Source organism: Streptomyces sp. WAC 01529 (assembly GCF_003945545.1).
Lineage (GTDB): Bacteria > Actinomycetota > Actinomycetes > Streptomycetales > Streptomycetaceae > Streptomyces > Streptomyces anatolicus.
The window spans coordinates 2,405,135-2,429,565 of record NZ_CP029617.1 but is presented as its reverse complement, the minus strand read 5'-3'; the positions used below and the strand labels follow the sequence as shown (position 1 = coordinate 2,429,565).

23 protein-coding genes and 1 tRNA gene are annotated in these 24,431 nt (G+C 70.8%); 16 read left to right on the top strand and 8 right to left on the bottom strand.

Annotated features, from left to right (window positions below; translation table 11 throughout):
- Positions 1-28: 28 nt before the first annotated feature.
- Positions 29-844 (bottom strand): serine hydrolase domain-containing protein, encoded by an 816-nt coding sequence (locus tag DMA15_RS10910; RefSeq protein ID WP_125512581.1) that lies wholly within the window; start codon positions 842-844, stop codon positions 29-31.
- A 146-nt stretch (positions 845-990) separates the two neighbouring features.
- Here DMA15_RS10910 and DMA15_RS10905 point away from each other — a divergent pair, with 146 nt between their 5' ends.
- Positions 991-1,464, top strand: coding sequence for a MerR family transcriptional regulator (locus DMA15_RS10905; RefSeq protein ID WP_125512580.1), 474 nt, complete (start codon positions 991-993; stop codon positions 1,462-1,464).
- Between the two features lie 5 nt (positions 1,465-1,469).
- Positions 1,470-2,498 (top strand): aldo/keto reductase, encoded by a 1,029-nt coding sequence (locus DMA15_RS10900; protein WP_125512579.1) that lies wholly within the window; start codon positions 1,470-1,472, stop codon positions 2,496-2,498.
- A gap of 13 nt (positions 2,499-2,511) precedes the next feature.
- On the opposite strand, the gene DMA15_RS10895 is transcribed toward DMA15_RS10900, so the two are convergent.
- Together DMA15_RS10895 and DMA15_RS10890 are read right to left on the bottom strand one after the other, a co-directional pair.
- A complete protein-coding gene (locus tag DMA15_RS10895; protein WP_206302705.1) occupies positions 2,512-3,384 on the bottom strand; it encodes a DUF4429 domain-containing protein in 873 nt (290 codons plus the stop codon).
- A gap of 75 nt (positions 3,385-3,459) precedes the next feature.
- Positions 3,460-4,671, bottom strand: a complete 1,212-nt coding sequence (locus tag DMA15_RS10890; RefSeq protein WP_125512578.1) for an alpha/beta hydrolase — start codon at positions 4,669-4,671, stop codon at positions 3,460-3,462.
- 327 nt (positions 4,672-4,998) lie between these two features.
- Between DMA15_RS10890 and DMA15_RS10885 the strand changes: the two genes are divergently transcribed.
- On the top strand, positions 4,999-5,412 hold the full coding sequence (locus tag DMA15_RS10885; RefSeq protein WP_164551725.1) for a peptidase inhibitor family I36 protein: 414 nt from the start codon (positions 4,999-5,001) through the stop codon (positions 5,410-5,412).
- A gap of 137 nt (positions 5,413-5,549) precedes the next feature.
- Here DMA15_RS10885 and DMA15_RS10875 read toward each other — a convergent pair whose 3' ends face one another.
- Both DMA15_RS10875 and aceE read right to left on the bottom strand, forming a co-directional pair.
- Positions 5,550-6,389, bottom strand: a complete 840-nt coding sequence (locus tag DMA15_RS10875) for a potassium channel family protein (RefSeq protein ID WP_125512577.1) — start codon at positions 6,387-6,389, stop codon at positions 5,550-5,552.
- A gap of 81 nt (positions 6,390-6,470) precedes the next feature.
- On the bottom strand, positions 6,471-9,203 hold the full coding sequence (aceE, locus tag DMA15_RS10870) for a pyruvate dehydrogenase (acetyl-transferring), homodimeric type (protein WP_125512576.1): 2,733 nt from the start codon (positions 9,201-9,203) through the stop codon (positions 6,471-6,473).
- Positions 9,204-9,570: 367 nt separating this feature from the next.
- Here aceE and DMA15_RS10865 point away from each other — a divergent pair, with 367 nt between their 5' ends.
- The 6 genes from DMA15_RS10865 to DMA15_RS10840 all read left to right on the top strand — a co-directional run bounded on the left by DMA15_RS10865 (position 9,571) and on the right by DMA15_RS10840 (position 14,183).
- A complete protein-coding gene (locus tag DMA15_RS10865) occupies positions 9,571-10,002 on the top strand; it encodes a DUF3052 domain-containing protein (protein WP_125512575.1) in 432 nt (143 codons plus the stop codon).
- A 209-nt stretch (positions 10,003-10,211) separates the two neighbouring features.
- On the top strand, positions 10,212-10,688 hold the full coding sequence (locus tag DMA15_RS10860; protein WP_125512574.1) for a peroxiredoxin: 477 nt from the start codon (positions 10,212-10,214) through the stop codon (positions 10,686-10,688).
- 116 nt (positions 10,689-10,804) lie between these two features.
- Positions 10,805-11,380, top strand: coding sequence for a TerD family protein (locus DMA15_RS10855; protein WP_125512573.1), 576 nt, complete (start codon positions 10,805-10,807; stop codon positions 11,378-11,380).
- 121 nt (positions 11,381-11,501) lie between these two features.
- Complete coding sequence (locus tag DMA15_RS10850) at positions 11,502-12,077, top strand: TerD family protein (protein ID WP_125512572.1); 576 nt, start codon at positions 11,502-11,504, stop codon at positions 12,075-12,077.
- 64 nt (positions 12,078-12,141) lie between these two features.
- The gene (locus tag DMA15_RS10845; protein WP_125512571.1) at positions 12,142-13,284 is read left to right on the top strand and encodes a DUF475 domain-containing protein; all 1,143 of its coding nucleotides are present in this window, start codon (positions 12,142-12,144) and stop codon (positions 13,282-13,284) included.
- Between the two features lie 158 nt (positions 13,285-13,442).
- Entirely contained in the window at positions 13,443-14,183 is a 741-nt protein-coding gene (locus DMA15_RS10840) for a Tellurium resistance (protein ID WP_125512570.1), read from the top strand.
- Positions 14,184-14,226: 43 nt separating this feature from the next.
- Here DMA15_RS10840 and DMA15_RS10835 read toward each other — a convergent pair whose 3' ends face one another.
- The gene (locus DMA15_RS10835; RefSeq protein ID WP_125512569.1) at positions 14,227-15,054 is read right to left on the bottom strand and encodes a TerD family protein; all 828 of its coding nucleotides are present in this window, start codon (positions 15,052-15,054) and stop codon (positions 14,227-14,229) included.
- Between the two features lie 255 nt (positions 15,055-15,309).
- Here DMA15_RS10835 and DMA15_RS10830 point away from each other — a divergent pair, with 255 nt between their 5' ends.
- Genes DMA15_RS10830 through DMA15_RS10815 form a run of 4 tightly spaced genes read left to right on the top strand, consistent with a single transcriptional unit; the run spans position 15,310 to position 20,035 of the window.
- A complete protein-coding gene (locus DMA15_RS10830) occupies positions 15,310-16,473 on the top strand; it encodes an HpcH/HpaI aldolase/citrate lyase family protein (RefSeq protein WP_125512568.1) in 1,164 nt (387 codons plus the stop codon).
- A gap of 14 nt (positions 16,474-16,487) precedes the next feature.
- Positions 16,488-19,007: a phosphoribosyltransferase gene (locus tag DMA15_RS10825; protein ID WP_240659744.1), complete on the top strand. Its 2,520-nt coding sequence runs from the start codon at positions 16,488-16,490 to the stop codon at positions 19,005-19,007.
- Positions 19,004-19,819: an HAD family hydrolase gene (locus tag DMA15_RS10820; RefSeq protein WP_125512566.1), complete on the top strand. Its 816-nt coding sequence runs from the start codon at positions 19,004-19,006 to the stop codon at positions 19,817-19,819. The genes DMA15_RS10825 and DMA15_RS10820 overlap by 4 nt, the downstream gene beginning before the upstream one ends.
- A gap of 9 nt (positions 19,820-19,828) precedes the next feature.
- Positions 19,829-20,035 carry a zinc ribbon domain-containing protein gene (locus DMA15_RS10815; RefSeq protein WP_125512565.1) on the top strand — a complete coding sequence of 69 codons (207 nt, stop codon included), beginning with the start codon at positions 19,829-19,831 and terminating at the stop codon, positions 20,033-20,035.
- A 123-nt stretch (positions 20,036-20,158) separates the two neighbouring features.
- Here the strand turns inward: DMA15_RS10815 and DMA15_RS10810 are convergent, their stop codons facing one another.
- Positions 20,159-21,598, bottom strand: a complete 1,440-nt coding sequence (locus DMA15_RS10810) for a hypothetical protein (RefSeq protein ID WP_125512564.1) — start codon at positions 21,596-21,598, stop codon at positions 20,159-20,161.
- Positions 21,599-21,773: 175 nt separating this feature from the next.
- Here DMA15_RS10810 and DMA15_RS10805 point away from each other — a divergent pair.
- Positions 21,774-21,845 (top strand) — tRNA-Val (locus DMA15_RS10805).
- A 367-nt stretch (positions 21,846-22,212) separates the two neighbouring features.
- Positions 22,213-22,632, top strand: a complete 420-nt coding sequence (locus tag DMA15_RS10800) for an FxLYD domain-containing protein (RefSeq protein WP_125512563.1) — start codon at positions 22,213-22,215, stop codon at positions 22,630-22,632.
- Positions 22,633-22,669: 37 nt separating this feature from the next.
- Here DMA15_RS10800 and DMA15_RS10795 read toward each other — a convergent pair whose 3' ends face one another.
- On the bottom strand, positions 22,670-22,954 hold the full coding sequence (locus DMA15_RS10795; RefSeq protein WP_125512562.1) for a hypothetical protein: 285 nt from the start codon (positions 22,952-22,954) through the stop codon (positions 22,670-22,672).
- Positions 22,955-23,143: 189 nt separating this feature from the next.
- Here DMA15_RS10795 and DMA15_RS10790 point away from each other — a divergent pair, with 189 nt between their 5' ends.
- Complete coding sequence (locus DMA15_RS10790) at positions 23,144-24,430, top strand: MFS transporter (protein WP_125512561.1); 1,287 nt, start codon at positions 23,144-23,146, stop codon at positions 24,428-24,430.
- Position 24,431: the final 1 nt, after the last annotated feature.

Below are 24,431 nucleotides of genomic sequence, written 5' to 3'. Positions count from 1 at the left end.
GGCGGGCAGGCGGGCCTTGCGCGGGGCCTCAGAGGTCCGCGAGCACCGCGTCCGTGAACGGAGGCCAGACCTCCGCGGCCCAGGGCCCGAAGGGCCGGTCGGTGAGGGCGACACAGGCCGCCCCCGCGTCCGGGTCCACCCACAGGAACGTGCCGGCCTGCCCGAAGTGCCCGAACGTCCGGGGCGACGACGAACTCCCCGTCCAGTGCGGCGCCTTGGAGTCCCGGATCTCGAAACCGAGCCCCCAGTCGTTGGGGTTCTGGTGCCCGTACCCCGGCAGCACACCCTTCAGCCCCGGGTACGTCACCGTCATCGCCGCCGCCACCGTCCGCGCGTCCAGCAGCCGGGGCGCCTGCACCTCCGCGGCGAACCTGACGAGGTCGTCGACGGTGGACACCCCGTCCTTGGCGGGCGAACACTCGCCCTCCAGCGCGGTGGCGGTCATCCCGAGCGGTTCGAGCACCGCCTGCCGCAGATACTCGGCGAACGGGATGTCCGTCGCCTTGGCGATGTGATCGCCCAGCACCTCGAACCCCGCGTTCGAGTACAGCCGCCGCGTCCCCGGCGCCGACGTCACCCGGTGCTCGTCGAAGGCGAGCCCACTGGTGTGCGCGAGCAGGTGCCGTACCGTCGACCCCTCCGGCCCGGCGGGCTCGTCCAGCTCGACCGCCCCCTCTTCGTACGCGACCAGTGCCGCGTACGCCGCGAGCGGTTTGGTGACCGAGGCGAGGGCGAAGCGCCGGTCCGTCGGCCCGTGCGTCCCCGCGACCGTCCCGTCCGCGCGGACGACAGCGGCGGCCGCCGTGGGGACCGGCCAGTTCTCGATCATCGCCAAGCTCTGCATGCCCACGAGCCTAATGAGAGGTGCCCCCCGATTCCCACCGACCCCCTTGATCCCTTGCTCCGCTGATCCCCAGATCCCCTGACCGATCCGATCGATCCACTAATCCGCTTGCTTGGAGCGCACTCCAAGGTCATAGCGTGAGGAACATGACGGTGATGGAGACCACGAGCGCAGCATCCCGCCCCGCATCCGGGTCCGCCCGCTGCGAGTCGCCACCGGCCGGGCCCCCGCGTCCGGACGGCCAGGACCACTACACGATCAGCGAGGTCGCCGCCTTCACCGGCCTCACCGCGTACACCCTGCGGTGGTACGAGCGGATCGGCCTGATGCCCCACATCGACCGCTCGCACACTGGCCAGCGCCGCTACCGCAACCGCGACCTGAACTGGCTCGCGTTCGTCGGCAAGCTCCGGCTGACCGGGATGCCCGTCGCCGACATGGTCCGCTACGCGGAACTGGTGCGCGAAGGCGAGCACACCTTCCCCGAGCGCCAGGAACTCCTGGAGCGGACCCGGCGCGACGTCCGCGCCCGCATCGCGGAGCTACGGGACACCCTCGCCGTCCTCGACTACAAGATCGACACATACGCGGGCGCCCGCAAGGCGTCGGAGAGGCTCTGACACTGATGACGGTGGAGAACACGTACGGCGCGATCGCCACGGCCCGGCTCGGCACCCACGGCCCCGAGGTCGGTGTCCAGGGCCTCGGCTGCATGGGCATGAGCTTCGCCTACGGCCCGACCGACGCCGAGGAGGCCCGCGCCACCCTGGACCGCGCCCTCGAACTGGGCGTCACCCTCTATGACACCGCCGATGTCTACGGCATGGGCGAGAACGAGAAGTTCCTCGCCCCCTTCGTCAAGGCGCACCGCGACGAGATCGTCCTCGCCACCAAGTTCGCCCTGGCCATCGACCCGGGCGAGCCGACGAAGCGGCGCATCGACAACTCCCCCTCCTACATACGCTCCAGCGTCGAAGCCAGCCTGCGCCGCCTCGGCACGGAGACCATCGACCTCTACTACATGCACCGCCGCGACCCGGACGTCCCCATCGAGGAGGCGGTCGGCGCGATGGCCGACCTCGTCACCGCGGGCAAGGTCAAGCACCTCGGCCTGAGCGAGGTCACCGGCGACGAACTGCGCGCCGCCCACGCCGTCCACCCCATCGCCGCCGTCCAGTCGGAGTGGTCGCTCTTCAGCCGCGACATCGAGCGGGGCGTGGTCCCCGCGGCCGCCGAGCTCGGCGTGGCACTCGTGCCCTACTCGCCGCTCGGCCGCGGCTTCCTCACCGGCGCGTTCGTCAACGCCGACAAGGAGCTGGGCGAGGACGACTTCCGCCGCCAGCAGCCCCGGTTCACCGGAGCCAACGCCGCCGCCAACGCGGCCCTCCTGGCCCCCGTCCGCACGGTCGCCGAAGCCCACGGCGCGAGCCTCGGCCAGATCGCCCTGGCCTGGGTGCGGCAGCAGTCCGCGGTCCACGGCCTGCCCGTCGTCCCGATCCCCGGCACCCGCAAGCGCACCCGCGTCGAGGAGAACACCGCGGCCACCCGCATCACCCTCACCGACGACGAACTCGCCCTGCTCGACCCGATCGCCGCCGACGTCGCGGGCGACCGCTACGCCGACATGACGTTCACCTCGGCGGGCCGCGAATAGCCGAGCACCCTGTTCACAGCTCCGCCAGCAGCTCGGTCTTCTTCGTCGTGAACTCCTCGTCCGTGAGCAGCCCCGCCTGGTGCAGCTCGCCCAGGTGCCGGATGCGGTCCGCGATGTCCGCCGGGTCGCGCCGGACGGCCGGGACGGACGGGGCGCCGACGCCGTCGGAGGTCAGGGCCGGGCCGCAGGCGCGCACCGCCGCGAGGACCGACGCGGCGAACGGCAGCGATTCGTGGACCGGGCCATAACCGAGCCCGAAGACCACGGCCGCCGGATCCTGGTCGGCCTGCGCGGGCTGCGCCACGGGGGACTCCCGGCGCAGGAGCCGCAGATGGCCCTCGAAGACCTCCGGCGAACGCCATTCGACGCCGGTCAGGTCCGAGACGGAGAAGCTCTGGTCACCGGCCTTCCACTTCGCCGACGACGCGCCCGTCCAGAACCACCGGAAGGACACCTGCTTGCCGTCGAACGAGGCCTTCCCGTCGTACGCCTTGAACTGCAGCGGCGCCTCGGGCGCGGCCACCAGATAGCGGTCGGGAGGGTCGTCGTCGGCTGTGATCCGTGCCCGCAGCTCGTCCGCGTAGTACTCGGCGAGCGTCTCCCGCTCGGCGGGCAGCACCAAGCGGTACGGGTCGCAGCCGTCCTTGAGCTGACCGGCCGCCGCCTCCATCAGAGGATCGGCGCCCGGCCTCGGGACGGCATGCAGAACGACGGTCCCGCGTTTGCCGGGAGAGAGAGTCACCGCTGCGATCGCCTCATGCGGGATACGCCGTTCACCGAGCGCTTGGTAGAGCTTCGGCGTGCGGATTCCCCGTTCGAAGCGGATGAGCACGGAGTCGGACTCGAACTCCCAGGCGGCGTGAAATCCGGCCAGTACATCACCCATGCGGCTCATCGTAGGCGGCACGCGCGCCTCCGTCCCTCCTGCGGCGGGCCGCTGTTTCATCGATTTCTACGCGCGTCAGGCCGCCGCCCCACCGGAAATGTTCTTCCGGCAGGCGTCGTCCGCACCCGCGCACCGCACTCCCTGGTACGCGCCGGTGCCGATCTCGGCGAAGTTGCGCAGGCTCTCCGTGCCCGGCTCGAAGTAGCCGGTGTGCCCCGCGGCGCCCGCGGCGGAGAGCACCCGCGCGCCGAAGCCGCCGGAGACCGGGTCGGCGCCGTGGCCGAGCCCGCCGACCTCCATGTACGGCACATCCTGAATCCAGTCGTCATTGTCCCGCGCGGCCCAGATCCGGGCCCCGGTACCCAGCTGCGATGCCCGGTCGGCGCGCATGCCGGGGCTGCCCGCGACCGTGATGTCGGTGACCCGCGAGGGCAGCGTCCGCGCGGCCACACCGCACACCACGGAGCCGTAGCTGTGGCAGTACAGCGCGACCGGGGAGCGGCCGGGCAGCGCCCGCACCATGGAGTCGAGGCGCACGGCCCCGCTCTCGGCGCGCATGGACGTGGCCGCGTCCACGCCGATGCCCACGGGCGCGGTGTAGTCCGCCCAGGCGATCACGGCGGTACGGGCGCGGGGGCTGACGGCGCGCTCCTCGCGGTAGAGCGCCTTCGCCATGCCCACCGGCGCCGAGTACTTGCGGAACGTCCGCTCGAAGGTCAGCACGTTGGTGTCGACGCCGGGCACCACCACGGAGACACGACGCGCCTTGTCGAGGTCCCCGAAGACCTCGGCCATACGCCCGGAGCCCATGGGGTCGAAGGCGAGGACCTGGCGGTTCGGGCGCATCATGACCCCGAAGCGCTTCATCCGGCGCTCGGCCTCCTGCTGCCCGAGGGGCGAGAGGCGTTTGTCGTGCATGCGCTCCCGCTCGACCTTGCGGGCCTGGCCAAGGGCGATGCGGTTCGCGCGGTAACGCAGCTCGGTGGGCGCGCCGTTCATGTTGCCGACCGCGAGCGGATAGCGGGCGGCCAGCCGGTCGCGCTGCCGCTCGTCGAGCGAGGCGAAGAACTGGGTGAGCCGAGCGGCGGGGGCGTCGGGGTCGGGCAGCGCGTGCCCGTCGATGCTTCCTCGCTCCCAGGCGGAGAGCGCGGCGGCGAGAGGCGACGACTCGCCTCCGTTGTCACGGACGGCGGTCCAGCCCGTGGTCGCCAGCATGACGAACACGACGGCCAGCGCGAGCAGGGTGCGCCAGGCGTTGAGATGGGGGGATGAGTCGAAGGAAGTCACTACGGAACACCCTAGGAGAACCCCGATGCATACCGTGCATCGCGTGAGGCAGATCACGTTTCCGTAAGGGTAATTGAGGCATAGCAGGCGCATCTGGAGCGCCGCGGTCACGCTCCGTGCGTGGCGCCTGGGGTGGGCGGGCCGGGTCAGGGGCCAGGTCAGGGGGCGGTCGGGGGGAACCCCTCAGGGGTATTCCCGGGGCCTTTCGCCTATCCGGGTGACGCACATTCGTACCCCTTCCGATGGCGCGGTCGGACGGTCCACAGTTCAGACGAGAGATCCGCACGAGGCGGACAACTGAGCCATACGACACGGGGGTTGAAGCACATGCGTACGACCACGCCCAGGACCATGCCCACGGCCATCACGAGCATCACGGCCGCGTTACTCGCCGCGCTCGCCGTACTGGCGGCGGTGATCCTCTCGCCGCCCTACGCCGTGGCCGCGGCCCCGCCCACATCGGGCCGGTGCGCGGCCGGTGAGCTGTGCCTCTGGGAGAAGGCGAAGTTCAAAGGCGCCCGGCATGCGTATGAACTGGCCGACATCGACATCGAGAGCTGTATCGCGCTGCCGGAGGGGGGCAGCGCGCAGGCTCTCGCCAACCGCACCGGCCGGCCCGTCACCGCGTACCAGTCCGCGAAGTGCGCCGAGACCGCCGAATTCAACACCTACCCGGGCAGCGGCACCTGGGCCCCCGAATCGCCATATCGCGTGCGTGCCTTCAAGGTCTGGGAGAACTGAATGCGGGTACTCGCCTCCCCGAGGCAGGAACCGGCTGACTCGGACGCAGGACGCGCACGCACCCTCGCTCACGCGGCCGCACGTGGTCGCGGAGCGGGCCGGACCGCGCGACGCCCGGGTCGTGACGCCGCCGGGTCCTAGGGCTCACTGGGATAACGCGCCGTCCCGCCGAGCGCCTCCGTCTCCCCGGCGGCGGCCTCGGCGGGCCTCGCGGACCCGGCGGCACCGGCAGGCCCGGCGGGCGTCGGGACCACCACACCCGACAGGGCCGCCACCTGCGCCCGCAGCGCCTGCACCTCGGCCGTCAGCGCCTGGATCGCCGCCGTCTGGCGCCGCTCCTCCACGTCATCCATCTCGAAACGGGCGATGAACCACGCCGCGATGTTCGCGGTGACCACACCGAGGAGCGCGATGCCCGACAGCATCAGCCCGACGGCGAGCACCCTGCCGAGACCCGTCGTCGGAGCGTGGTCGCCGTAGCCGACGGTGGTCATCGTGGTGAAGGACCACCACACCGCGTCGCCGAGCGTCTTGATGTTCCCCTCCGGCGACTCCCGCTCCACGGAGAGCACCGCGAGCGAGCCGAACATCAACAGGCCCACCACCGCCCCCACGACATACGTGGTCAGCGTGATCTGCGACGCCATGCGGGCCCGTCGGCCCACGAGCATCAGCGTGGAGACGAGCCGCAGCAACCGCAGCGGCTGGAGCATCGGAAGGATCACGGCACACAGGTCGAGCCAGTGCGTGCGGACGAACCGTCCGCGGTGATCGGAGAGGAGGAGGCGCACGATGTAGTCGAGGGCGAAAGCACCCCAGACGACCCACTCCACGACCGTGCACGTCTGGGTGACGGTCCGGCTCGCGTCGGGCATGACGATCGGCACGGCGTAGGCGACGGCGAACGCCACCGCGAGCATGAGGAGCGGACGTTGGGTGCGCCGTTCCCAGCGGAGTTGTGCCGGTAGATGCTTCATGGGCGCATCGTAGGAAACGCCGGAGGGCGACGGGACCCATGGCCCGCCGCCCTCCGGACGAGGCGTGTACCGCTGTCAGGGTTACGCGTCGCCCCCGGCGGGACCGGGGTCGGCGGCCGTGACGTCGAGGAGCTGGTAGCGGTCGATCGCCTGCTTCAGGACGGAGCGGTCGACCTTCCCCTCGCGGGCCAGCTCGGTCAGCACGCCGACCACGATCGACTGGGCGTCGATGTGGAAGAAGCGGCGGGCCGCGCCACGCGTGTCGGCGAAGCCGAAGCCGTCCGCGCCGAGCGACTGGTAGGTGCCGGGCACCCAGCGGGAGATCTGGTCGGGGACGCTCCGCATCCAGTCGGAGACGGCCACGAACGGGCCCTCGGCGCCGGACAGCTTCCGCGTCACGTACGGGACGCGCTGCTCCTCCTCGGGGTGCAGGAGGTTGTGGCGCTCCACGTCCACGGCCTCGCGGCGCAGCTCGTTCCAGGAGGTCGCCGACCAGACGTCCGCCTTGACGTTCCACTCCGACGCGAGGATCTGCTGGGCCTCGACCGCCCACGGCACCGCGACGCCGGACGCGATGATCTGGGCCGGAATGGCGCCCTGCTCACCGGTCTTGAAGCGGTAGATGCCCTTGAGGATGCCGTCGACGTCCACGTCCGCCGGCTCGGCCGGGTGCTGGATCGGCTCGTTGTAGACGGTGAGGTAGTAGAAGACGTCCTCGCTGTCGGGGCCGTACATCCGGCGCAGACCGTCCTTGACGATGTGCGCGATCTCGTAGCCGAAGGCCGGGTCGTAGGCGACACAGCCCGGGTTGGTCGAGGCGAGCAGCTGCGAGTGGCCGTCGGCGTGCTGGAGGCCCTCGCCGGTCAGCGTCGTGCGGCCGGCGGTGGCGCCGAGCACGAAGCCGCGCGACAGCTGGTCGGCCATCTGCCAGAACTGGTCGCCGGTGCGCTGGAAACCGAACATCGAGTAGAAGACGTACACGGGGATGAGCGGTTCGCCGTGGGTGGCGTAGGCCGAGCCCGCGGCGATCAGCGAGGCCGTGCAGCCCGCCTCGGAGATGCCGTCGTGCAGCATCTGGCCCGTGGGCGACTCCTTGTAGGCGAGGAGGAGTTCGCGGTCCACGGCCTCGTACTGCTGGCCGAGCGGGTTGTAGATCTTCGCGCTAGGGAAGAACGCGTCCATGCCGAAGGTGCGGTACTCATCGGGGGCGATCAGCACGAAACGCTTGCCGATCTCCTTGTCCCGCATGAGGTCCTTCAGGATGCGGACGAACGCCATGGTGGTGGCGATCGACTGCTGGCCCGAGCCCTTCTTCGCGGCCGCGTACGTCTTGTCCTCGGGGAGCTGGAGGGGCTTCGCGCGCACCACGCGGGTCGGCACGTAACCGCCGAGGCCCTTGCGGCGGTCGTGCATGTACTGGATCTCTTCGGAGTCCCGGCCCGGGTGGTAGTACGGCGGGGCGCCGTCCTCCAGTTGCTTGTCCGTGATCGGGATGTGCAGGCGGTCGCGGAAGCCCTTGAGGTCGTCGACCGTCAGCTTCTTCATCTGGTGCGTGGCGTTGCGGCCCTCGAAGTTCGGGCCGAGGGTCCAGCCCTTGACCGTCTGGGCGAGGATCACCGTGGGCTGGCCCTTGTGGGCCTTGGCCGCCGCGTAGGCCGCGTAGACCTTCTTGTGGTCGTGACCGCCGCGGCCCAGGTGCAGGATCTGCTCGTCGGTCATGTTCTCGACCATGGCGCGCAGGCGGTGGTCGTCACCGAAGAAGTGCTCGCGGATGTAGGCGCCGGTCTCGGTCGCGTACGTCTGGAACTGCCCGTCGGGGGTGGTGTTCAACTTGTTGACCAGGATGCCGTCCCGGTCCTGGGCGAGCAGCGGGTCCCAGCTGCGGTCCCAGACCAGCTTGATGACGTTCCAGCCGGCGCCGCGGAACTGCGACTCAAGCTCCTGGATGATCTTGCCGTTGCCGCGCACCGGGCCGTCGAGGCGCTGGAGGTTGCAGTTGACGACGAAGGTGAGGTTGTCCAGGCCCTCGCGGGCGGCGATGGAGAGCTGGCCGAGCGACTCGGGCTCGTCCATCTCGCCGTCACCGAGGTAGGCCCAGACATGCGACTTGGAGGTGTCGGCGATGCCGCGCGCCTCCATGTAGCGGTTCATCCGCGCCTGGTAGATCGCGCCGAGCGGGCCGAGGCCCATGGAGACGGTCGGGAACTCCCAGAAGTCCGGCATCAGCCGGGGGTGCGGATACGAGGACAGGCCGTGCGGCGCCTTGGACTTCTCCTGGCGGAACGCGTCGAGCTGCTGCTCGGAGAGCCGGTCCAGGAGGAAGGCGCGGGCGTAGATACCGGGGGACGCGTGCCCCTGGAAGAAGATCTGGTCGCCGCCGTCGCCCTCGTCCTTGCCCCGGAAGAAGTGGTTGAAGCCCACGTCGTAGAGGGAGGCGGAGGAGGCGAAGGTGGCGATGTGGCCGCCGACGCCGATGCCGGGGCGCTGGGCGCGCGAGACCATCACCGCGGCGTTCCAGCGGGTCGCGTTCAGGACCTTGCGCTCGATCTCCTCGTTGCCGGGGAAGAAGGGCTCGTCCTTGGTGGCGATCGTGTTGACGTAATCCGTACTGCGCATTTCGGGAACGGCCACGCGCTTTTCGCGGGCGCGCTCGATCAGCCGGAGCATCAGGTAGCGGGCCCGCTCACGGCCGCGTTCGTCGACCGCGGCATCGAGGGAGTCCAGCCACTCCTGGGTCTCTTCGGGATCGAAGTCCGGGACCTGACTAGGCAGGCCGCCAATGATGATCGGGTTGCGATCGGATCCGGAAGCCACGCTGTTCCTTCGCTGTTGGGGCTTTCACCTGGGTACTGCCTGGCCGTGCACCGCTCCCCATCGTGTACCCGACGGAAGCGAACGTCATCTCTACCGAGAGGTAACCGAGGCGATCACCCGGTGTGCCTGGGGTAGGCTCGACCAAATCGCAACGATACGCCCATCCTGCTTAACCGCTTCGCAGAGCCGTTCGGTCCCGTACGGATGAGGCGGCAGTTGCGGCGACACGGCCGGGAACGTCACCGTTTCGGCGGTCTCGGCGGCCGGGTACTTGCGCGATCCGTCCCGCCCGTGTGGACTACGGCCAACGCCCCGCGCACGCGCGTGGCTGAAGGCATTCCCGAAAAACATGATCAGGAGGCAATCCGTGAGCGCGACCGCGGACCACGCGGAGACGAACCTTGCCGTAAGGCTTGGTTTCCAGCCCGACCAGGTGGTCCAGGAGATCGGCTACGACGAAGACGTCGACCAGGAGCTCCGTGAGGCCATCGAGGAGGCCACCGGCACAGAGCTGGTCGACGAGGACTACGACGACGTGGCTGATGCCGTGGTGCTCTGGTTCCGTGAGGACGACGGGGACCTGACTGATGCGCTGGTGGATGCCATCGCGTACATGGAGGAGGGCGGCCAGATCCTGCTGCTGACTCCGAAGACCGGTCGTGACGGCTACGTCGAGCCGAGCGAGATCGGCGAGGCGGCCACCACCGCGGGCCTGTCCCAGTCCAAGAGCACGAACGCCGGCAAGGACTGGAGCGGTACCCGCCTGGTCACGCCCAAGGCGGCCTCGAAGAAGCGCTAGCCACGCGCGCACCGAGCCGCGATCCCAGCAGAGACAGCCGTGAGGCCCTCACCGACGACCATCCGTCGGCGAGGGCCTCACGTGCGTCCGGACGGGATCCGCAAGGGCTCCGGAAGACCCCGGAGGGACGTAGATCGGCGGACGTAGGGTGGGGTGTCACCCGAACGGCCCCATCCGAGGGGCCCGCCCCGTCGAAGGGATGCGTACTCATGGCGCTCGCTGGAATCGCGAACGGCACCAAGGCCCCCGAGTTCGAGCTGAAGGACAACCACGGCCGCTCCGTGAGGCTCTCCGACTTCCGCGGCGAGAAGAACGTGGTGCTGCTCTTCTACCCGTTCGCGTTCACGGGCGTGTGCACCGGTGAGCTGTGCGCGCTCCGCGACGAGCTGCCGAAGTTCGTCAACGACGACACGCAGCTGCTCGCCGTCTCCAACGACTCCATCCACACCCTGCGCGTCTTCGCCGAGCAGGAGGGCCTGGAGTACCCGCTGATCTCCGACTTCTGGCCGCACGGCGAGGTCTCGCGCGCGTACGGCGTCTTCGACGAGGAGAAGGGCTGCGCGGTGCGCGGCACCTTCATCATCGACAAGGAGGGCGTCGTGCGCTGGAGCGTCGTCAACGGCCTGCCCGACGCGCGTGACCTGAACGAGTACGTCAAGGCGCTCGACGCGCTCGACACCCCGTGATTCTTGAGCCGCAGAGCCTGTGGCTGCCGGGAACCGGTCACTAGGATCCACTCGTTGATCCGATGGCAACGCAACGCTTGGGGCTCCCCGCCCCTGGACACCAATTGGGAGGACTCGTGGGAGTCAGCCTCAGCAAGGGCGGCAACGTATCGCTGAGCAAGGAGGCGCCTGGTCTGACCGCGGTTCTGGTCGGCCTCGGCTGGGACGTCCGCACCACCACAGGTACGGACTTCGACCTCGACGCCAGCGCGATCCTGACGAACGCGGAGGGCAAGGTCAGCAGCGACCAGAACTTCGTGTTCTTCAACAACCTGAAGAGCCCCGACGGCTCCGTCGAGCACACCGGTGACAACACCACCGGTGAGGGCGAGGGCGACGACGAGGTGATCAAGGTCGACCTGGCGTCGGTGCCCGCGGACGTCGAGAAGATCGTCTTCCCGGTCTCCATCTACGACGCCGAGACGCGCCAGCAGTCGTTCGGCCAGGTCCGCAACGCGTTCATCCGCGTGGTGAACCAGGCGGGCGGCGCGGAGATCGCGCGGTACGACCTCTCCGAGGACGCCTCGACGGAGACCGCCATGGTCTTCGGCGAGCTGTACCGCCACGGCGCGGAGTGGAAGTTCCGCGCGGTCGGCCAGGGCTATGCCTCGGGCCTGCGCGGCATCGCGCAGGACTTCGGCGTCAACGTCTGAGCCGAGCAGCCCCTCCGCCGTGACGTCCGGCGCCGCACACGCACGAGGTGCGGCGCCGGACGCGCTCACCGTGCACACCACCGCGTGCCCGCACCACCCAACCTCGGGGAGGACCACGAACATGGGCGTCACACTCGCCAAGGGAGGCAACGTCTCCCTCTCCAAGGCCGCACCGAACCTCACCCAGGTCCTCGTCGGCCTCGGCTGGGACGCGCGCTCCACCACCGGCGCCCCCTTCGACCTCGACGCCAGCGCGCTGCTGTGCAACGCGGGCAAGGTGCTCGGCGACGAGTGGTTCGTCTTCTACAACAACCTGAAGAGCCCCGACGGCTCCGTGGAGCACACCGGTGACAACACCACCGGTGAGGGCGACGGCGACGACGAGTCGCTCCTGGTCGACCTCTCCAAGGTGCCCGCCGGCTGCGACAAGATCATATTTCCCGTGTCGATCCATGACGCGGACAATCGCGGCCAGGCGTTCGGCCAGGTCAGCAACGCGTTCATCCGCGTGGTGAACCAGGCGGACGGCCAGGAGCTTGCCCGCTACGACCTCTCCGAGGACGCCTCCACCGAGACCGCCATGATCTTCGGCGAGGTGTACCGATACGGGGGCGAATGGAAGTTCCGCGCCGTTGGCCAGGGGTACGCGTCGGGCCTGCGAGGTATCGCTCTAGACTTCGGGGTCAACGTTTCGTAAAGCCGGGACCGGCGCGGGGGAGACCGCTCAACGGGAGCCCGTAACACACACGATTGGGTAACCAGTGATTCTGAAAACCTTCGGCTGGTCGTTCGCGGTGACCGCGCTCGGCCTTGTCGCCGCGGTGCTCTACGGAGGGTGGACAGGATTCGGCGTCGTCGCCATCCTGTCCATCCTCGAGATCTCGCTGTCCTTCGACAACGCGGTGGTCAACGCCGGAATCCTGAAGAAGATGAGTGCCTTCTGGCAGAAGATCTTCCTCACCATCGGTGTCCTGATCGCGGTCTTCGGTATGCGGCTGGTCTTCCCCGTCGTCATCGTGGCCATCAGTGCCAAGACCGGCCCGATCGAGGCCGTGCGCCTCGCGCTCAACGACAAGGACCGGTATCAGCAGCTGGTCACCGACGCTCACCCGTCGATCGCCGCCTTCGGCGGCATGTTCCTGTTGATGATCTTCCTCGACTTCATCTTCGAGGACCGTGACATCAAGTGGCTGGGCTGGATCGAGCGTCCGCTCGCCAAGCTCGGCAAGGTCGACATGCTGTCGGTCTGCATCGCCCTCGTCGTGCTCATGATCACCGCGATGACCTTCGCGACCAACGCCCACCAGCACGGTGGCGTCCACGTGGACAAGGCACAGACGGTCCTCATCTCGGGTATCGCCGGTCTCATCACCTATCTGGTGGTGGGCGGCCTCTCCGGCTACTTCGAGAACAAGCTGGAGGAAGAGGAGGAGCGCGAGCACGAGGCCGAGGAAGAGGCCAGGAAGAGCGGCAAGAAGGTCCCCGCCGTCGTCATGGCGGGCAAGGCCGCGTTCTTCATGTTCCTCTACCTGGAGGTCCTGGACGCGTCGTTCTCCTTCGACGGCGTCATCGGTGCCTTCGCCGTCACCAACGACATCGTCCTGATGGCGCTCGGCCTCGGCATCGGCGCCATGTACGTCCGGTCGCTCACCGTCTACCTGGTCCGCCAGGGCACCCTCGACGACTACGTCTACCTGGAGCACGGCGCGCACTACGCGATCGGCGCCCTCGCGGTGATCCTCCTCGTCACCATCCAGTACGAGATCCACGAGGTCATCACCGGTTCCGTCGGCGTCATCCTGATCGCCTGGTCCTTCGTCTCGTCCGTGCTGCGCAACAAGCGGCTCGCGGCCGAGGGGCAGGGCAGCTCGGGAGAGAAGAGCGAGGTCTCGTCCGGGGTCTGACGCTGACTGATTCCCTCGCCGAACTGTCCGATTCCGTACTCCGGAGTGTGACGGCGGCCAGGGTGAGGAACGCTCTGTGCGGGGCGGCCGTCGAGGAGGTTTCCTCATGGCCGCCCCGTCGGTATTCGTGCGGGGCACAAAGGACACTTGGGGGCGGCATGTCCTTCTGGGACGGTCTGTGGCGCGGGCGCTCGATGGACTTCGAATCGGGCAGCGCCGCGAGCAACTCCATCGAACTGACCAAGCGCAACCCGACGGTCTCGCTCAGCAAGCAGGGCGCGGCCACCGGCAATCTGCGGGTCAACCTGTCCTGGCAGATGCGGACGTCCGACATCATCGGCAAGCAGCGGCGCGGGCGCGGTCTGCTGCGGCACCCGCTCAAGATGTTCCAGCCCGACGTCGTGCAGGCGCACACCCAGGGCGTGGTCAACGTGGACCTCGACATCGGCTGTCTGTACGAGCTGATGGACGGCACCAAAGGGGTCGTACAGCCGCTGGGGAGCTTCTTCGGCAGCCTCAACGCGCCGCCGTACGTGAAGCTGAGCGGCGACGACCGGTTCGGCTCGCCGTCCGGGGAGACGATCTACGTCAACCTCGACCACCGCGAGTCCATCAAGCGGCTGCTGGTCTTCGCGTACATCTACGACCAGACGCCGGCCTTCGACCGCACGCACGCCAAGGTCACGCTCTACCCCAGCAACGGGCCGAGGATCGAGATCGACCTGGACGAGCGCCAGCCGCAGGCCCGCTCGTGCGCGGTGGTCTCCATCGAGAACGTCAAGGGCGAGCTGATGGTGCGCCGCGAGGTGAAGTTCGTCTACGGCTTCCAGGCGGAGCTGGACCGGCTCTACGGCTGGGGGCTGCAGTGGGGCCGGGGCTACAAGACCAAGGTGGGCTGAGCGGGTGCCACCGGCGGCCGCGCCCCCGGCGAGACCCGCGCCCTCAGCGGGAGAGGAACTGCGGGCCCTGCGGGGGCAGCCGGAAGTTCGGGTCCGGCATCGGGGTCACCGGCTGCGGATAGCCGTACGAGGGCTGGGCGACCGGAGGCGGGCCGCCGATCGGCGCGGGATGGGTGGGCGCCGCCGGAGGGTAGCCGTACGCGGGCTGGGCCACCGAGGGCTGGGGCTGCGGCTGGGGCGCGGGCTGCTGGGGCATGGGGAAGGGCGCCGAGGGCTGGGACGCCGAGGGCGGGGGTGCGGAGGGTGTGGGCTCGGGCGTGCCGGAGTCCGTGTCGTCCACGGAGATCCCGAAGTCGGAGGCGAGCCCCTCCAGGCCGTTCGTATAGCCCTCGCCGAGCGCCCGGAACTTCCAGCCCTCGCCGCGGCGGTACAGCTCCCCGCAGATCAGCGCCGTCTCCTCGCCGGTCTGCGGAGTGATGACGAAGTAGGCGAGCGGCTCGCCGTCGGCGACCAGGGCGTCGTACAGCAGGATCCGCAGCGAGGGGACGTGCTGGAACGCGACGCCCTCCGCGGAGGCGACGAGCAGGACGCGGTCCACCGCGCCCTCCATCCCGGCGAGATCTGTCTGAATCGTGTCGGTCAGACCCTCGGCGACCCGCTTCTTGCCGAGCCGCCAGACCGTGCCGCCGGGGTGGCGCGGCTGGTTGTAGAAGACGAAGTCCTCGTCCGAGCGCACCCGGCCGTCACCGCCGAGGAGCAGCGCCGACGCGTCGACGTCGGGAACGCCCTGGCCAGGGGTCCAGCGCAGCACGGCGCGGACCGCCGAGGCCTCCAGAGGGACGTTGGACCCCTTCAACATCGCGTGCGTCATGCGGTCATCCTGCCTTCCCCCGCACGGGCGGGACAACGCGGGGGGCACAAGGCCCCGGCCGCGTCGGCAGGCCCCTGACCTGCGGGTGGTGCGAGCGTGCGACGGTTGTGTGGTGAGCGTGTGCGACATGGCCGGGTTACCTGAAGTTCATGCCCGGTGGGAACCCCCGGCACCCGTCTCTACGTACTATTACCGGCCACATCACAACGACCCATGCCGACGGAACAGGCGATAACAGCGATAACAGGGGATCTCATGCGTCATTTCGGGCACATCGCCCCAGAGGTGCGGCGGCGCCTCTTCCACCGGGAGCCGTGTGCCTTCACCGCGGACTCCCCGCCTCACCTGCTCGCCTCCGCCCTGGGGGCCACGCTCTACAGCCCCGCCACCCGCCCCCGCCTCGCCGACGACATCCTCAAGCAGGCCGGGCGCGGCGTGACCTCCATGGTGGTCTGCCTGGAGGACTCCATCGACGACGCCGAGGTGGCCGACGCCGAGGAGAATCTGATCCGGCACTTCGCCGACCTGGCCGAACGGGGCGTGGAACCTCCGCTGCTCTTCATCCGGGTCCGCGCCGCCGAGCAGATCCCCGACCTGACCCGCAGGCTCGGGCCGAGCCTGCGCCTGCTGTCCGGATTCGTACTGCCCAAGTTCACCGAGGAGCGGGGCGTGCCGTTCCTGGAGGCGATCGTGGCCGCGGAGGCGGCAGGCGGGCGGCGGCTCTTCGCCATGCCCGTCCTGGAGTCGCCCGAGCTGCTGCACCTGGAGAGCCGCGCCGACACCCTCACCGGGATCGCCCGGACCGTCGACAAGTACCGCGACCGGGTCCTCGCGCTGCGCCTCGGTGTCACCGACTTCTGCTCGGCGTACGGACTGCGCAGACCGCCGGACATGACCGCGTACGACGTGCAGATCGTTGCCTCCGTCATCGCGGACGTGGTGAACGTGCTCGGCAGGGCCGACGGCACGGGGTTCACCGTGACCGGGCCCGTCTGGGAGTACTTCCGCGTCCAGGAGCGCATGTTCAAGCCGCAGCTGCGCCGCAGCCCCTTCCTGGAGGGCCGGGCCGAGGAGCTGCGGCAGGCCCTCATCGAGCACGACATGGACGGCCTGCTCCGCGAGATAGAACTCGACCGGGCCAACGGCCTGCTCGGCAAGACCTGCATCCACCCCTCGCACGTCCTGCCCGTGCACGCCCTGTCGGTGGTCAGTCACGAGGAGTTCAGCGACGCCGAGGACATCCTGCGCCCCGAGCGGGGCGGCGGCGGGGTGCTGCGCTCCTCGTACACGAACAAGATGAACGAGGTGAAGCCGCACCGCGCCTGGGCGGAGCGGACCCTCAGGCGTGCCGAGGTCTTCGGGGTCGCCAAGGCCGACGTCGGCTTCGTGGAACTGCTCACCGCCGGGTTGCCCGGCTGATGAACGTAAGGAACATGACGTACGTGACACAAGACGCGGTGTGGTCGGGGAGCTGGGTCGCCGAGCGGCTGGGGGTCGGGCTCGACGGCGACGAGGCGCTGCCCGGCCTGCTCGGCCTCGCGCTGCGCCGCAACCCCAAGCGGGCGCACCTCCTGGTGTCGAACGTGCTCGGCAAGCATGTGCCGCAGCGCCCCTCGGTCGTGTACGGGGCCGGGCACGGTCTCGGCGTGCGGGTGCGGAACCTGCTCGGTGACGACGAGGCCCGGCGCGCCGTCATACTCGGCTACGCGGAGACCGCGACCGGCCTCGGCCACGCGGTCGCCGACGGCGTCGGCCTCGCGCCCTATCTGCACTCCACGCGGCGCCCCGTCGAGGGCGTCGAGCGCGCGGGCGGCTTCGAGGAGTCCCACTCGCACGCCACCTCGCACCTGCTGCTGCCCGAGGACCCCCGGCTGCTCGCCGGGGACGGCCCGCTGGTCCTCGTCGACGACGAGTTCTCCACCGGCAACACGGTCCTGAACACCGTCCGCGCCCTGCACGAGCGCTTCCCGCGCGAGCGGTACGTGATCGTGGCGCTCGTCGACATGCGCTCGCCGGAAGACCAGGGCCGCCTCGCCGCCTTCGCCCGGGAGATCGGCGCGCGCGTCGACCTGATCGCGCTGGCGTCCGGGACGGTGCGGCTGCCCGACGGTGTCCTGGAGAAGGGGCGGCGCCTGGTCGCCGAGCACGAGACGGACCCCGCCGACCCCGCCCCGCCGCCGCGCGGGGAGCGCGGCACGGTCGCGCGCGTCGAGCTGGGCTGGCCGGCCGGGGTGCCCGACGGGGGGCGGCACGGTTTCACGCCCGCGCACCGGGAGCGGCTGCGCGGCGCGCTGCCCGGGATGGCCGAGCGGATCGCGCAGGCCCTCCCGGACGGGGCCCGGCGTGTGCTCGTACTCGGGTTCGAGGAACTGATGTACGCACCGCTGGCGCTCGGCGTGGAACTGGAACGCGAGCTGGCAGAGCGGACCGGCGCGGAGGTGCGGTACTCCACCACGACCCGGTCGCCCGTGCTCGCCGTGGACGACCCCGGGTACGCGATACGCACGCGCCTCGTCTTCCCCGCGCACGACGCGCCCGCCGACGGGGCGGGCCCCCGGTTCGCCTACAACGTCGCCGGCGGGGGCTTCGACGCGATCGTCATGGTGGTGGACTCCGTGGCGGACACACCTCAACTGCACGCCCCTGAAGGCCTGTTGGCGCAGCTGTCCGCGCACGCCGGGCATGTGGTGCTGGCGGTCGTGCCCTCGTACATCCCCCCGCGGGGCGCCCACGCCCCCGAAAGGTCCCCCATGCTTCCCGAGCCGCTCCGTGGCCCCGCCTTCTCCTCGTACGCGCCCGAAGACGTCGGCTGGCTGCTCCAGGACCTCTCCGACGTGACGCTCGAAGCGCCCACCGAGGAGCGCGAGGAGGCGATACAGAGCGGTGGCGCGCACTACGCCGAGTCGCTGCCGGTCGAGTACCAGCCGAGCGAGCGCTACCAGCAGCTGTTCCTCGCCGCGCTCGACACCTCCGCCGCCCGGATCGCCCAGGCCGTCGGCACGGTCACCGAGATCGTGCTCGCCGAGCGCTCGCCGCGCCCGGTCCTGGTGTCATTGGCCCGCGCGGGCACGCCCGTCGGCGTCCTCATGCGCCGTTGGGCCGCGCACCGGCACGGCCTCGACCTGCCGCACTACGCCGTCTCGATCGTGCGCGGGCGCGGCATCGACGCCAATGCGCTGCGCTGGCTCGCCGCCCACCACGACCCCGCCGACGTCGTCTTCGTCGACGGCTGGACCGGTAAGGGCGCGATCACCCGCGAACTCGCCGACGCCGTGCGGGAGTTCGAGGCGGGCGGCGGTCCGGCGGGCTTCAGCCCGGAGATCGCGGTGCTTGCCGACCCCGGTTCGTGCGTACGCACCTACGGCACCCGCGAGGACTTCCTCATCCCCTCCGCCTGCCTCAACTCCACGGTCTCCGGGCTGATCTCACGCACCGTGCTCCGCTCCGACCTGGTCGGCGCGGACGACTTTCACGGCGCGAAGTTCTACCGCGAGCTGGCGGACGCCGATGTGTCCGGCCACTTCGTCGACGCCGTCGTGGCCCGCTTCGACGAGGTCGCCGAGGCGGTCGAATCCCAGGTCAAGGAGGCGCTCGCCGCCGACCGGGCGCCGACGTGGGAGGGCTGGGCCGCGGTCGAGCGGATCAGCGAGGAGTACGGAATCCACGACGTGAACCTCGTCAAGCCGGGCGTCGGCGAGACCACGCGGGTGCTGCTGCGCCGGGTCCCCTGGAAGATCCTGGCCCGCGCGGGCGCGGGCGCCGACCTCGACCATGTGCGGCTGCTGGCCGAGCAGCGGGATGTTCCCGTCGAGGAGGTCGGCGAACTCCCTTACAGCTGCGTGGGGTTGATCCACCCCCGGTATACGCGGGGTGCGACGGGCGCGGACGGCAAGGCGGTCGCCGGGGGCGGCGGAGCGGGCGCTGCGGACGGCGGGGCGGTGGCTTCCCAGTGACGACGCAGCTTGTCGCGAGCGACCTCGATCGCACGCTCATCTACTCCGCGGCCGCCCTCGGCCTGACCATGCCCGACGCCGAGGCGCCGCGCCTGCTCTGCGTCGAGGTGTACCAGGGCAAGCCGCTGTCGTACGTCACCGAGAACGCCGCCGCACTCCTCGACGAGCTGGGGCGCAGTCGCGCGGTCTTCGTGCCGACCACGACACGCACCCGCGAGCAGTACGGCCGCATCCACCTCCCGGGACCCCCGCCGAAGTTCGCGATCTGCGCCAACGGCGGGCACCTGCTCGTCGACGGCGTCTCCGACCCCGACTGGCAGGCGCGGGTCGCCCGGCGCCTCGCCGACGAGTGCGCCACGCTCGACGAGGTCCGCGCGCATCTCGTGCGTACCGCCGATCCGGCCTGGCTGCTGAAGGAGCGGGTCGCCGAGGACCTCTTCGCCTACCTGGTCGTCGAGCGCTCGCTGCTGCCCGACGCCTGGGTGAAGGAACTCGGCGAGTGGGCGCGGGAGCGCGGCTGGACGGTCTCGCTCCAGGGGCGCAAGCTCTACGTGGTGCCGCGGCCGCTCACCAAGAGCGCGGCGGTACGGGAGGTCGCGCGCCGGGTGGACGCGGAGGAGATCCTCACGGCGGGGGACTCGCTGCTCGACACCGATCTGCTGCTCGCCGCGGACCGGTCATGGCGGCCCGGGCACGGGGAGCTGGCCGACACGGGCTTCGTGGCGCCGGGGCTCACGGTCCTTGAGGAGCGGGGGATCGCGGCGGGGGAGGAGATCCTGCGGGCGTTCCTCGGGGCGGGGGAGCGGGGCTAGCCTGTGCGTATGCCTCGATATGAATACCGGTGCCGGTCCTGTGGTGACACGTTCGAACTGAGCCGGCCGATGGCCGAGTCCGGCGACCCCGCGGTGTGCCCTGTCGGGCATGAGGACACGGTGAAGTTGCTGTCGGCGGTCGCTGTCGGCGGGGCCGCTTCGTCTGCGCCTGCGTCTGGCGGGGGCGGTTGCTGCGGTGGGGGTTGTTGCGGCTGAGGGTGGGGTTGAAGGGGCTCTGCGGGGGCGTTGTGGCTGGTCGCGCAGTTCCCCGCGCCCCTGACGGGGCGCTTCTGCTGGCCCGCGCCTCTGCGCGCCCCTGACGGGGCGCTGCCCGCGCCGCTACGGGGTGCTGCCCTGGCCGCGCTCCTCGCGGATCTGTGTGACGACTCCCGCCACCGTCGAGCGGATCGCGTCGGTCTCGGTCAGGAAGTGCCAGTAGTCGGGGTGGCGGCCCTCCAGGGACGTCACCGCGCGGTCCAGACGGGCCACCGAGTCGTCCAACGGGCGTGCGTGGCGCGGCTCGGGGGTCTGGCGGCCCGCCATCGCGAGGCGCTGCGCGTCGCGGATCGCGAAGCGGGTGCGCTCGATCTCCTGCTGGGGGTCCTTCGCCACGGCGTTGAGCCGCCGGAGCCGGTCGCCGGCGGCGGAGACCGCCTCGTCCGTGGAGTTGAGCAGCGCGCGGACCGTCGAGAGCAGCGAGGTGGCGTCCGGCCAGCGCTGCTCCTCGCGGGCCCGCTGGGCCTCCTGGAGCTTGGTCTCCGCCTGGCGCACGTTCTGCGCGGCCTGGTCGGGGACGCGCTGGAGGTCCTGCCAACAGGCGAGCGTGAAGCGCCGCCGCAACTCGCTGAGGATCGGGTCGACCTGACCGCTGCGCGTGGTCAGGGCCTGCGCGCGGGTCCGCAGCGAGACGAGCCGTCGGTCGATCTCGGCGGCGCGCTCGGGCAGCCGCTCGGCCTCGGCGCGCACGGCCTCGGCGTCGCGCAGGACGCGGTCGGCGCGTTGCAGGGTCTCCGGCACGCCGTGCCGGCCCGCACCCTGGTTGAGCTTGGTCAGCTCCGGGCCGAGGGCGGCGAGGCGGGCGGCGAGATCGTCGGCCTTCAGCCCGGCGGCTCGTACGGAATCGAGGGCGTTGCTCGCGGCGAGCAGCGTCTGGCGGGCCCGCTCGACGGCGGGGGCGAGACGGGCGAGCTGGGTCTCCGCCTTGTCGAGCAGCGGGCCGAGCCCCTGCTGGAAGCGCTCCAGCTCCGCCTTGGTCTTCTCCAACTCGTCCTTGGCCCGCGTCAGCTCGGCCTTGGCATGGGCCGCGACCGACGCGTCCAGGTCGTCCCGGTCGAGGTCATGGGTGTCGACCGCGCTGATGTACTGGTGGCTGACCTCGTCGATGCGCCGCCCGATCGCCTCGAAGTCGGCGGCGGCGCGCTGGGCCGCGGGCGAGGAGTCGACGGCGGTGATCGTCTCGATGGAGATGCGCAGCTCGCGCTGGGCGGTGTCCAGTTCGTAGAAGGCGGCGGCAGCGGCGTCCTTCGCGGCCTGCGCCTCGGCGCGCACGCTCTCGCCGCGGCCCCCGAACCACCGGCGCGTGCCGCCGCCCGCGAACGCGGCAGGGGCGGTGAGGGCGAGCAGCGGCAGGGGGAGGAGGACGAGGGTGAGGACGTCACGCAGGGCCCGGCCGCGTGGCGCGCTCACCGCGACCGTCGAGCCTCCCGCGCCCGCCGCGGCCGCCGAGGGCTCGCTCCCCGCTCCGTCCGGTGTGTACGGCTGCCAAGGTGTCGCCGTCACTGTCCCTCTCCCGTGCTGTCATCAGCCCTGCCCGGTGTCACATTCTCCCACCGGTTAGAGACGAACACACGGGTCGGTTAGTTCGCACCGAGCACCGCGACTTTGCCGCCGCCCCGGACACCACCAGGGGTTTGCGAGGCACTGCCCGCGGCAAGGTAGGCTGTTCACTCGTCCCGGGCGCGTAGCTCAGGGGTAGAGCGCCTCCCTTACAAGGAGGATGTCGGCGGTTCGAAACCGTCCGCGCCCACCGGGTAGCAAGCAGCAGGCGAGAGCCGGCTGACCGGCCCCCCAGTCGTGATCGACTGGGGGGCCTCTTCGTGCGGTCAGCCGAGGGGCGGCAGAACCTTCACGGCGAGGGTGCTGAGGGCGAGCGCGGTGAGTGCGGTGATCTTCTTCATGGGCTGGTCAACGAAGATCACGTAGAAGCGTCACTGGGTCCGCCGGTCAGGCGGGGGCGGTGCGGGAGGGGGATGCTTGAGGTAGTGGCCCGCGCGTCTTCTGGAGGTGTCATGGCCGCTCGGCAACCTCCTTCGCAGCCTCCGAACTAGGGGCCGCCTTCCGGGCGGCCGCAGTGGGGTGAGCGGCCTCCGCCGTCCGGGCGGGGGAAAGGGCGGATGTTCCTGTACGTGATCCTCGCGGCCGTGGTGCTGCTGGTCGCCGTGTCCGCGCTCGCCCTCATGGTGGGCGGCGGCGACGACAACGGGCCCTCGACGCCGCCGCCGCGGCAGGAGCGGACGGCTCCGAGCGTGTCGGGGCCCCGGGCCGATGTGGAGATCACGAAGTGCTCGGTGCTGGAGGCCCCGCGGTGGCCGACCGCCGAGGTGCGGATCACCAACAACAGCTCCAAGAACTCGAACTACTGGGTCGATGTCGAGTTCGTCGACGCGAAGGGCGAACGCATCTCGGAGGGCTTCGCCGCCACCAACAACCTCGCGCCGGACAAGGTGGCCAACGAGACCGCCACCGGTACGCGGGAGGCGTCCGGCAAGGTGACGTGCCGGGTCACCGACGTGACGCGGTACGCGTCGCGTTAGGTACGGGCCCCCGTCGGCGCCGGTGTTCGGGAGGGCGTCAGCGGCCCGAGCCCGGGTGGGTTCTGCGGTAGCGGCGGTCCCAGCGTTCCTGGCGTTCCTTGCGGAGGCGGTAGTCGCGGTAGGTCTTGGGGTAGCCGCCGCCTCCGGCGCCGGTCGCGCCGGTGCTGCCGCCGGGGCCCGGGGCGTTCTTGGTGGACGGGGCGCCGGGGTCGTAGAAGCGGACCAGGTAGAAGACGAGTGCCGCCGCGGCCAGCCAGAGCAGGGGCTGGTCGAAGCCCAGGCCGACGAGGGCCAGGATCGCGATGACTATCAGTACGTTCATGGCTGCACCTCCGCGGCTCGTAGAGGCCGGCAAGGGGCTGGTAGGGGCGAGTCAACGCCCGCCCATCCCGGCTGTCAATGGCTTGCGGGGGGCGAGGAGGGGGCGGAGTGGTCGGTCGGTGTCCCGCAGGAGGGGTGCCTCCTGAGTAAGGGTTGAGATGTATAAGGGGCTTACCTCAGGGTGAGTCGCATGGCTCAACAGACCGCCCGACGCGCTGAATTCACTGCCCGCGACCCATGGCGGTACCGCTGGACCGTGCTGGGCGTCGCCACCTTCACCCAGGCCGCCTCCGGGTTCTTCGTGGGCGGGCTCGGAGCGCTCGGCGTCCACCTTCAGCGCGCCCTGGAGCTGAGCACGGCCCAGCTCGGGCTGCTAGTGTCGGCGGCCCAACTCATGCCGCTGGCGGGTTTGTTGGTGGCCGGAGTGCTGCTGGACCGGTACGGCGAGCGCTGGGTCGTCGGGGCCGGGGCCGCCGTGGTCGCGATGGCGCTGGCCGCGGGGAGCCTGGCACCGGGCTACCCGGCCCTGCTGGCCGCCCTGCTGGTCGTCGGCGCGGGATACAGCACCGTCCAGCCGGGCGGGAGCAAGTCGGTCGCCTCGTGGTTCGACGCGTCACAGCGGGGCTTCGCGATGGGTGTCCGGCAGGCCGGGCTGCCGCTGGGGGCGGCGCTCGCCTCCGCCGTACTCCCGCTCGTCGCCGACGAGTTCGGCTGGCGGGCGACCCTGCTGACCGGTGGTCTCGTCGCGCTGCTCGGAGCCGCGCTCTTCATGGGCTGCTACCGGCGCCCGCCCACCCTGCCGACGCCGTCGCCCGGCCCACTCGCCCCGGAGGGCAGGGAGCCGTCCGGCACGCCCGCGGCCCAGCTCCGCGCCCGGCTGCGCATGCTCCGCGAACCGTCCATGGCGAAGATCATGCTGTCGGGGGCCGGCCTGGTCTCGGTCCAGTGCGGCGTGGGCATGCTCGCGGTGCTCCACCTCCACCGGACCTCATCGGTCGACGCCGGGCGGGCGGCCCTGATCCTGGTGGCATCGCAGGGCGCGGGCGTCGCGGGCCGGATCTGCCTCGCGGCCTGGAGCGACCGGAGCAGGTTCGGGCGCTATGTCACCGTGCTGGTCTGCATGGCCACCGTCGTCGCCGGTCTCGCCGTACTGATGACGCCGGCCGGGCGCGTACCGCTCATCGCCTCCGGCACCTTCGTCTGGCTCGGCTTCTTCGGCTTCGGCTGGTACGGCCCCTGGGTCGCGTACGTCACCGAGGCGGCCCCGCCCGGCAGGACCGGCTTCGCCCTGGGCCTCGCCATGTCCGTCAACCAGGTCGCCATCGTGACCGTGCCGCCCGCACTCGGCCTGCTCGTCGACCGCACCGGAAGCTTCACACCGGCCTGGGCCCTGCTGGCCCTGGCGACCGCCGCGGCCCTCGCGGTCACGGCCCGTGCGGAACGCCGCCCCTCGCCCCCGCCCCGGTGGCAAGCTTGAG

Coding starts and splice junctions, on each gene's coding strand:
- DMA15_RS10910 (WP_125512581.1), bottom strand. CDS start 844: ATGCAGAGCTTGGCGATGATCGAGAACTGGCCGGTCCCCACGGCGGCC.
- DMA15_RS10905 (WP_125512580.1), top strand. CDS start 991: ATGACGGTGATGGAGACCACGAGCGCAGCATCCCGCCCCGCATCCGGG.
- DMA15_RS10900 (WP_125512579.1), top strand. CDS start 1,470: ATGACGGTGGAGAACACGTACGGCGCGATCGCCACGGCCCGGCTCGGC.
- DMA15_RS10895 (WP_206302705.1), bottom strand. CDS start 3,384: ATGGGTGATGTACTGGCCGGATTTCACGCCGCCTGGGAGTTCGAGTCC.
- DMA15_RS10885 (WP_164551725.1), top strand. CDS start 4,999: ATGCGTACGACCACGCCCAGGACCATGCCCACGGCCATCACGAGCATC.
- DMA15_RS10875 (WP_125512577.1), bottom strand. CDS start 6,389: ATGAAGCATCTACCGGCACAACTCCGCTGGGAACGGCGCACCCAACGT.
- DMA15_RS10860 (WP_125512574.1), top strand. CDS start 10,212: ATGGCGCTCGCTGGAATCGCGAACGGCACCAAGGCCCCCGAGTTCGAG.
- DMA15_RS10850 (WP_125512572.1), top strand. CDS start 11,502: ATGGGCGTCACACTCGCCAAGGGAGGCAACGTCTCCCTCTCCAAGGCC.
- DMA15_RS10840 (WP_125512570.1), top strand. CDS start 13,443: ATGTCCTTCTGGGACGGTCTGTGGCGCGGGCGCTCGATGGACTTCGAA.
- DMA15_RS10835 (WP_125512569.1), bottom strand. CDS start 15,054: ATGACGCACGCGATGTTGAAGGGGTCCAACGTCCCTCTGGAGGCCTCG.
- DMA15_RS10830 (WP_125512568.1), top strand. CDS start 15,310: ATGCGTCATTTCGGGCACATCGCCCCAGAGGTGCGGCGGCGCCTCTTC.
- DMA15_RS10825 (WP_240659744.1), top strand. CDS start 16,488: ATGACGTACGTGACACAAGACGCGGTGTGGTCGGGGAGCTGGGTCGCC.
- DMA15_RS10815 (WP_125512565.1), top strand. CDS start 19,829: ATGCCTCGATATGAATACCGGTGCCGGTCCTGTGGTGACACGTTCGAA.
- DMA15_RS10800 (WP_125512563.1), top strand. CDS start 22,213: ATGTTCCTGTACGTGATCCTCGCGGCCGTGGTGCTGCTGGTCGCCGTG.
- DMA15_RS10795 (WP_125512562.1), bottom strand. CDS start 22,954: ATGAACGTACTGATAGTCATCGCGATCCTGGCCCTCGTCGGCCTGGGC.
- DMA15_RS10790 (WP_125512561.1), top strand. CDS start 23,144: ATGGCTCAACAGACCGCCCGACGCGCTGAATTCACTGCCCGCGACCCA.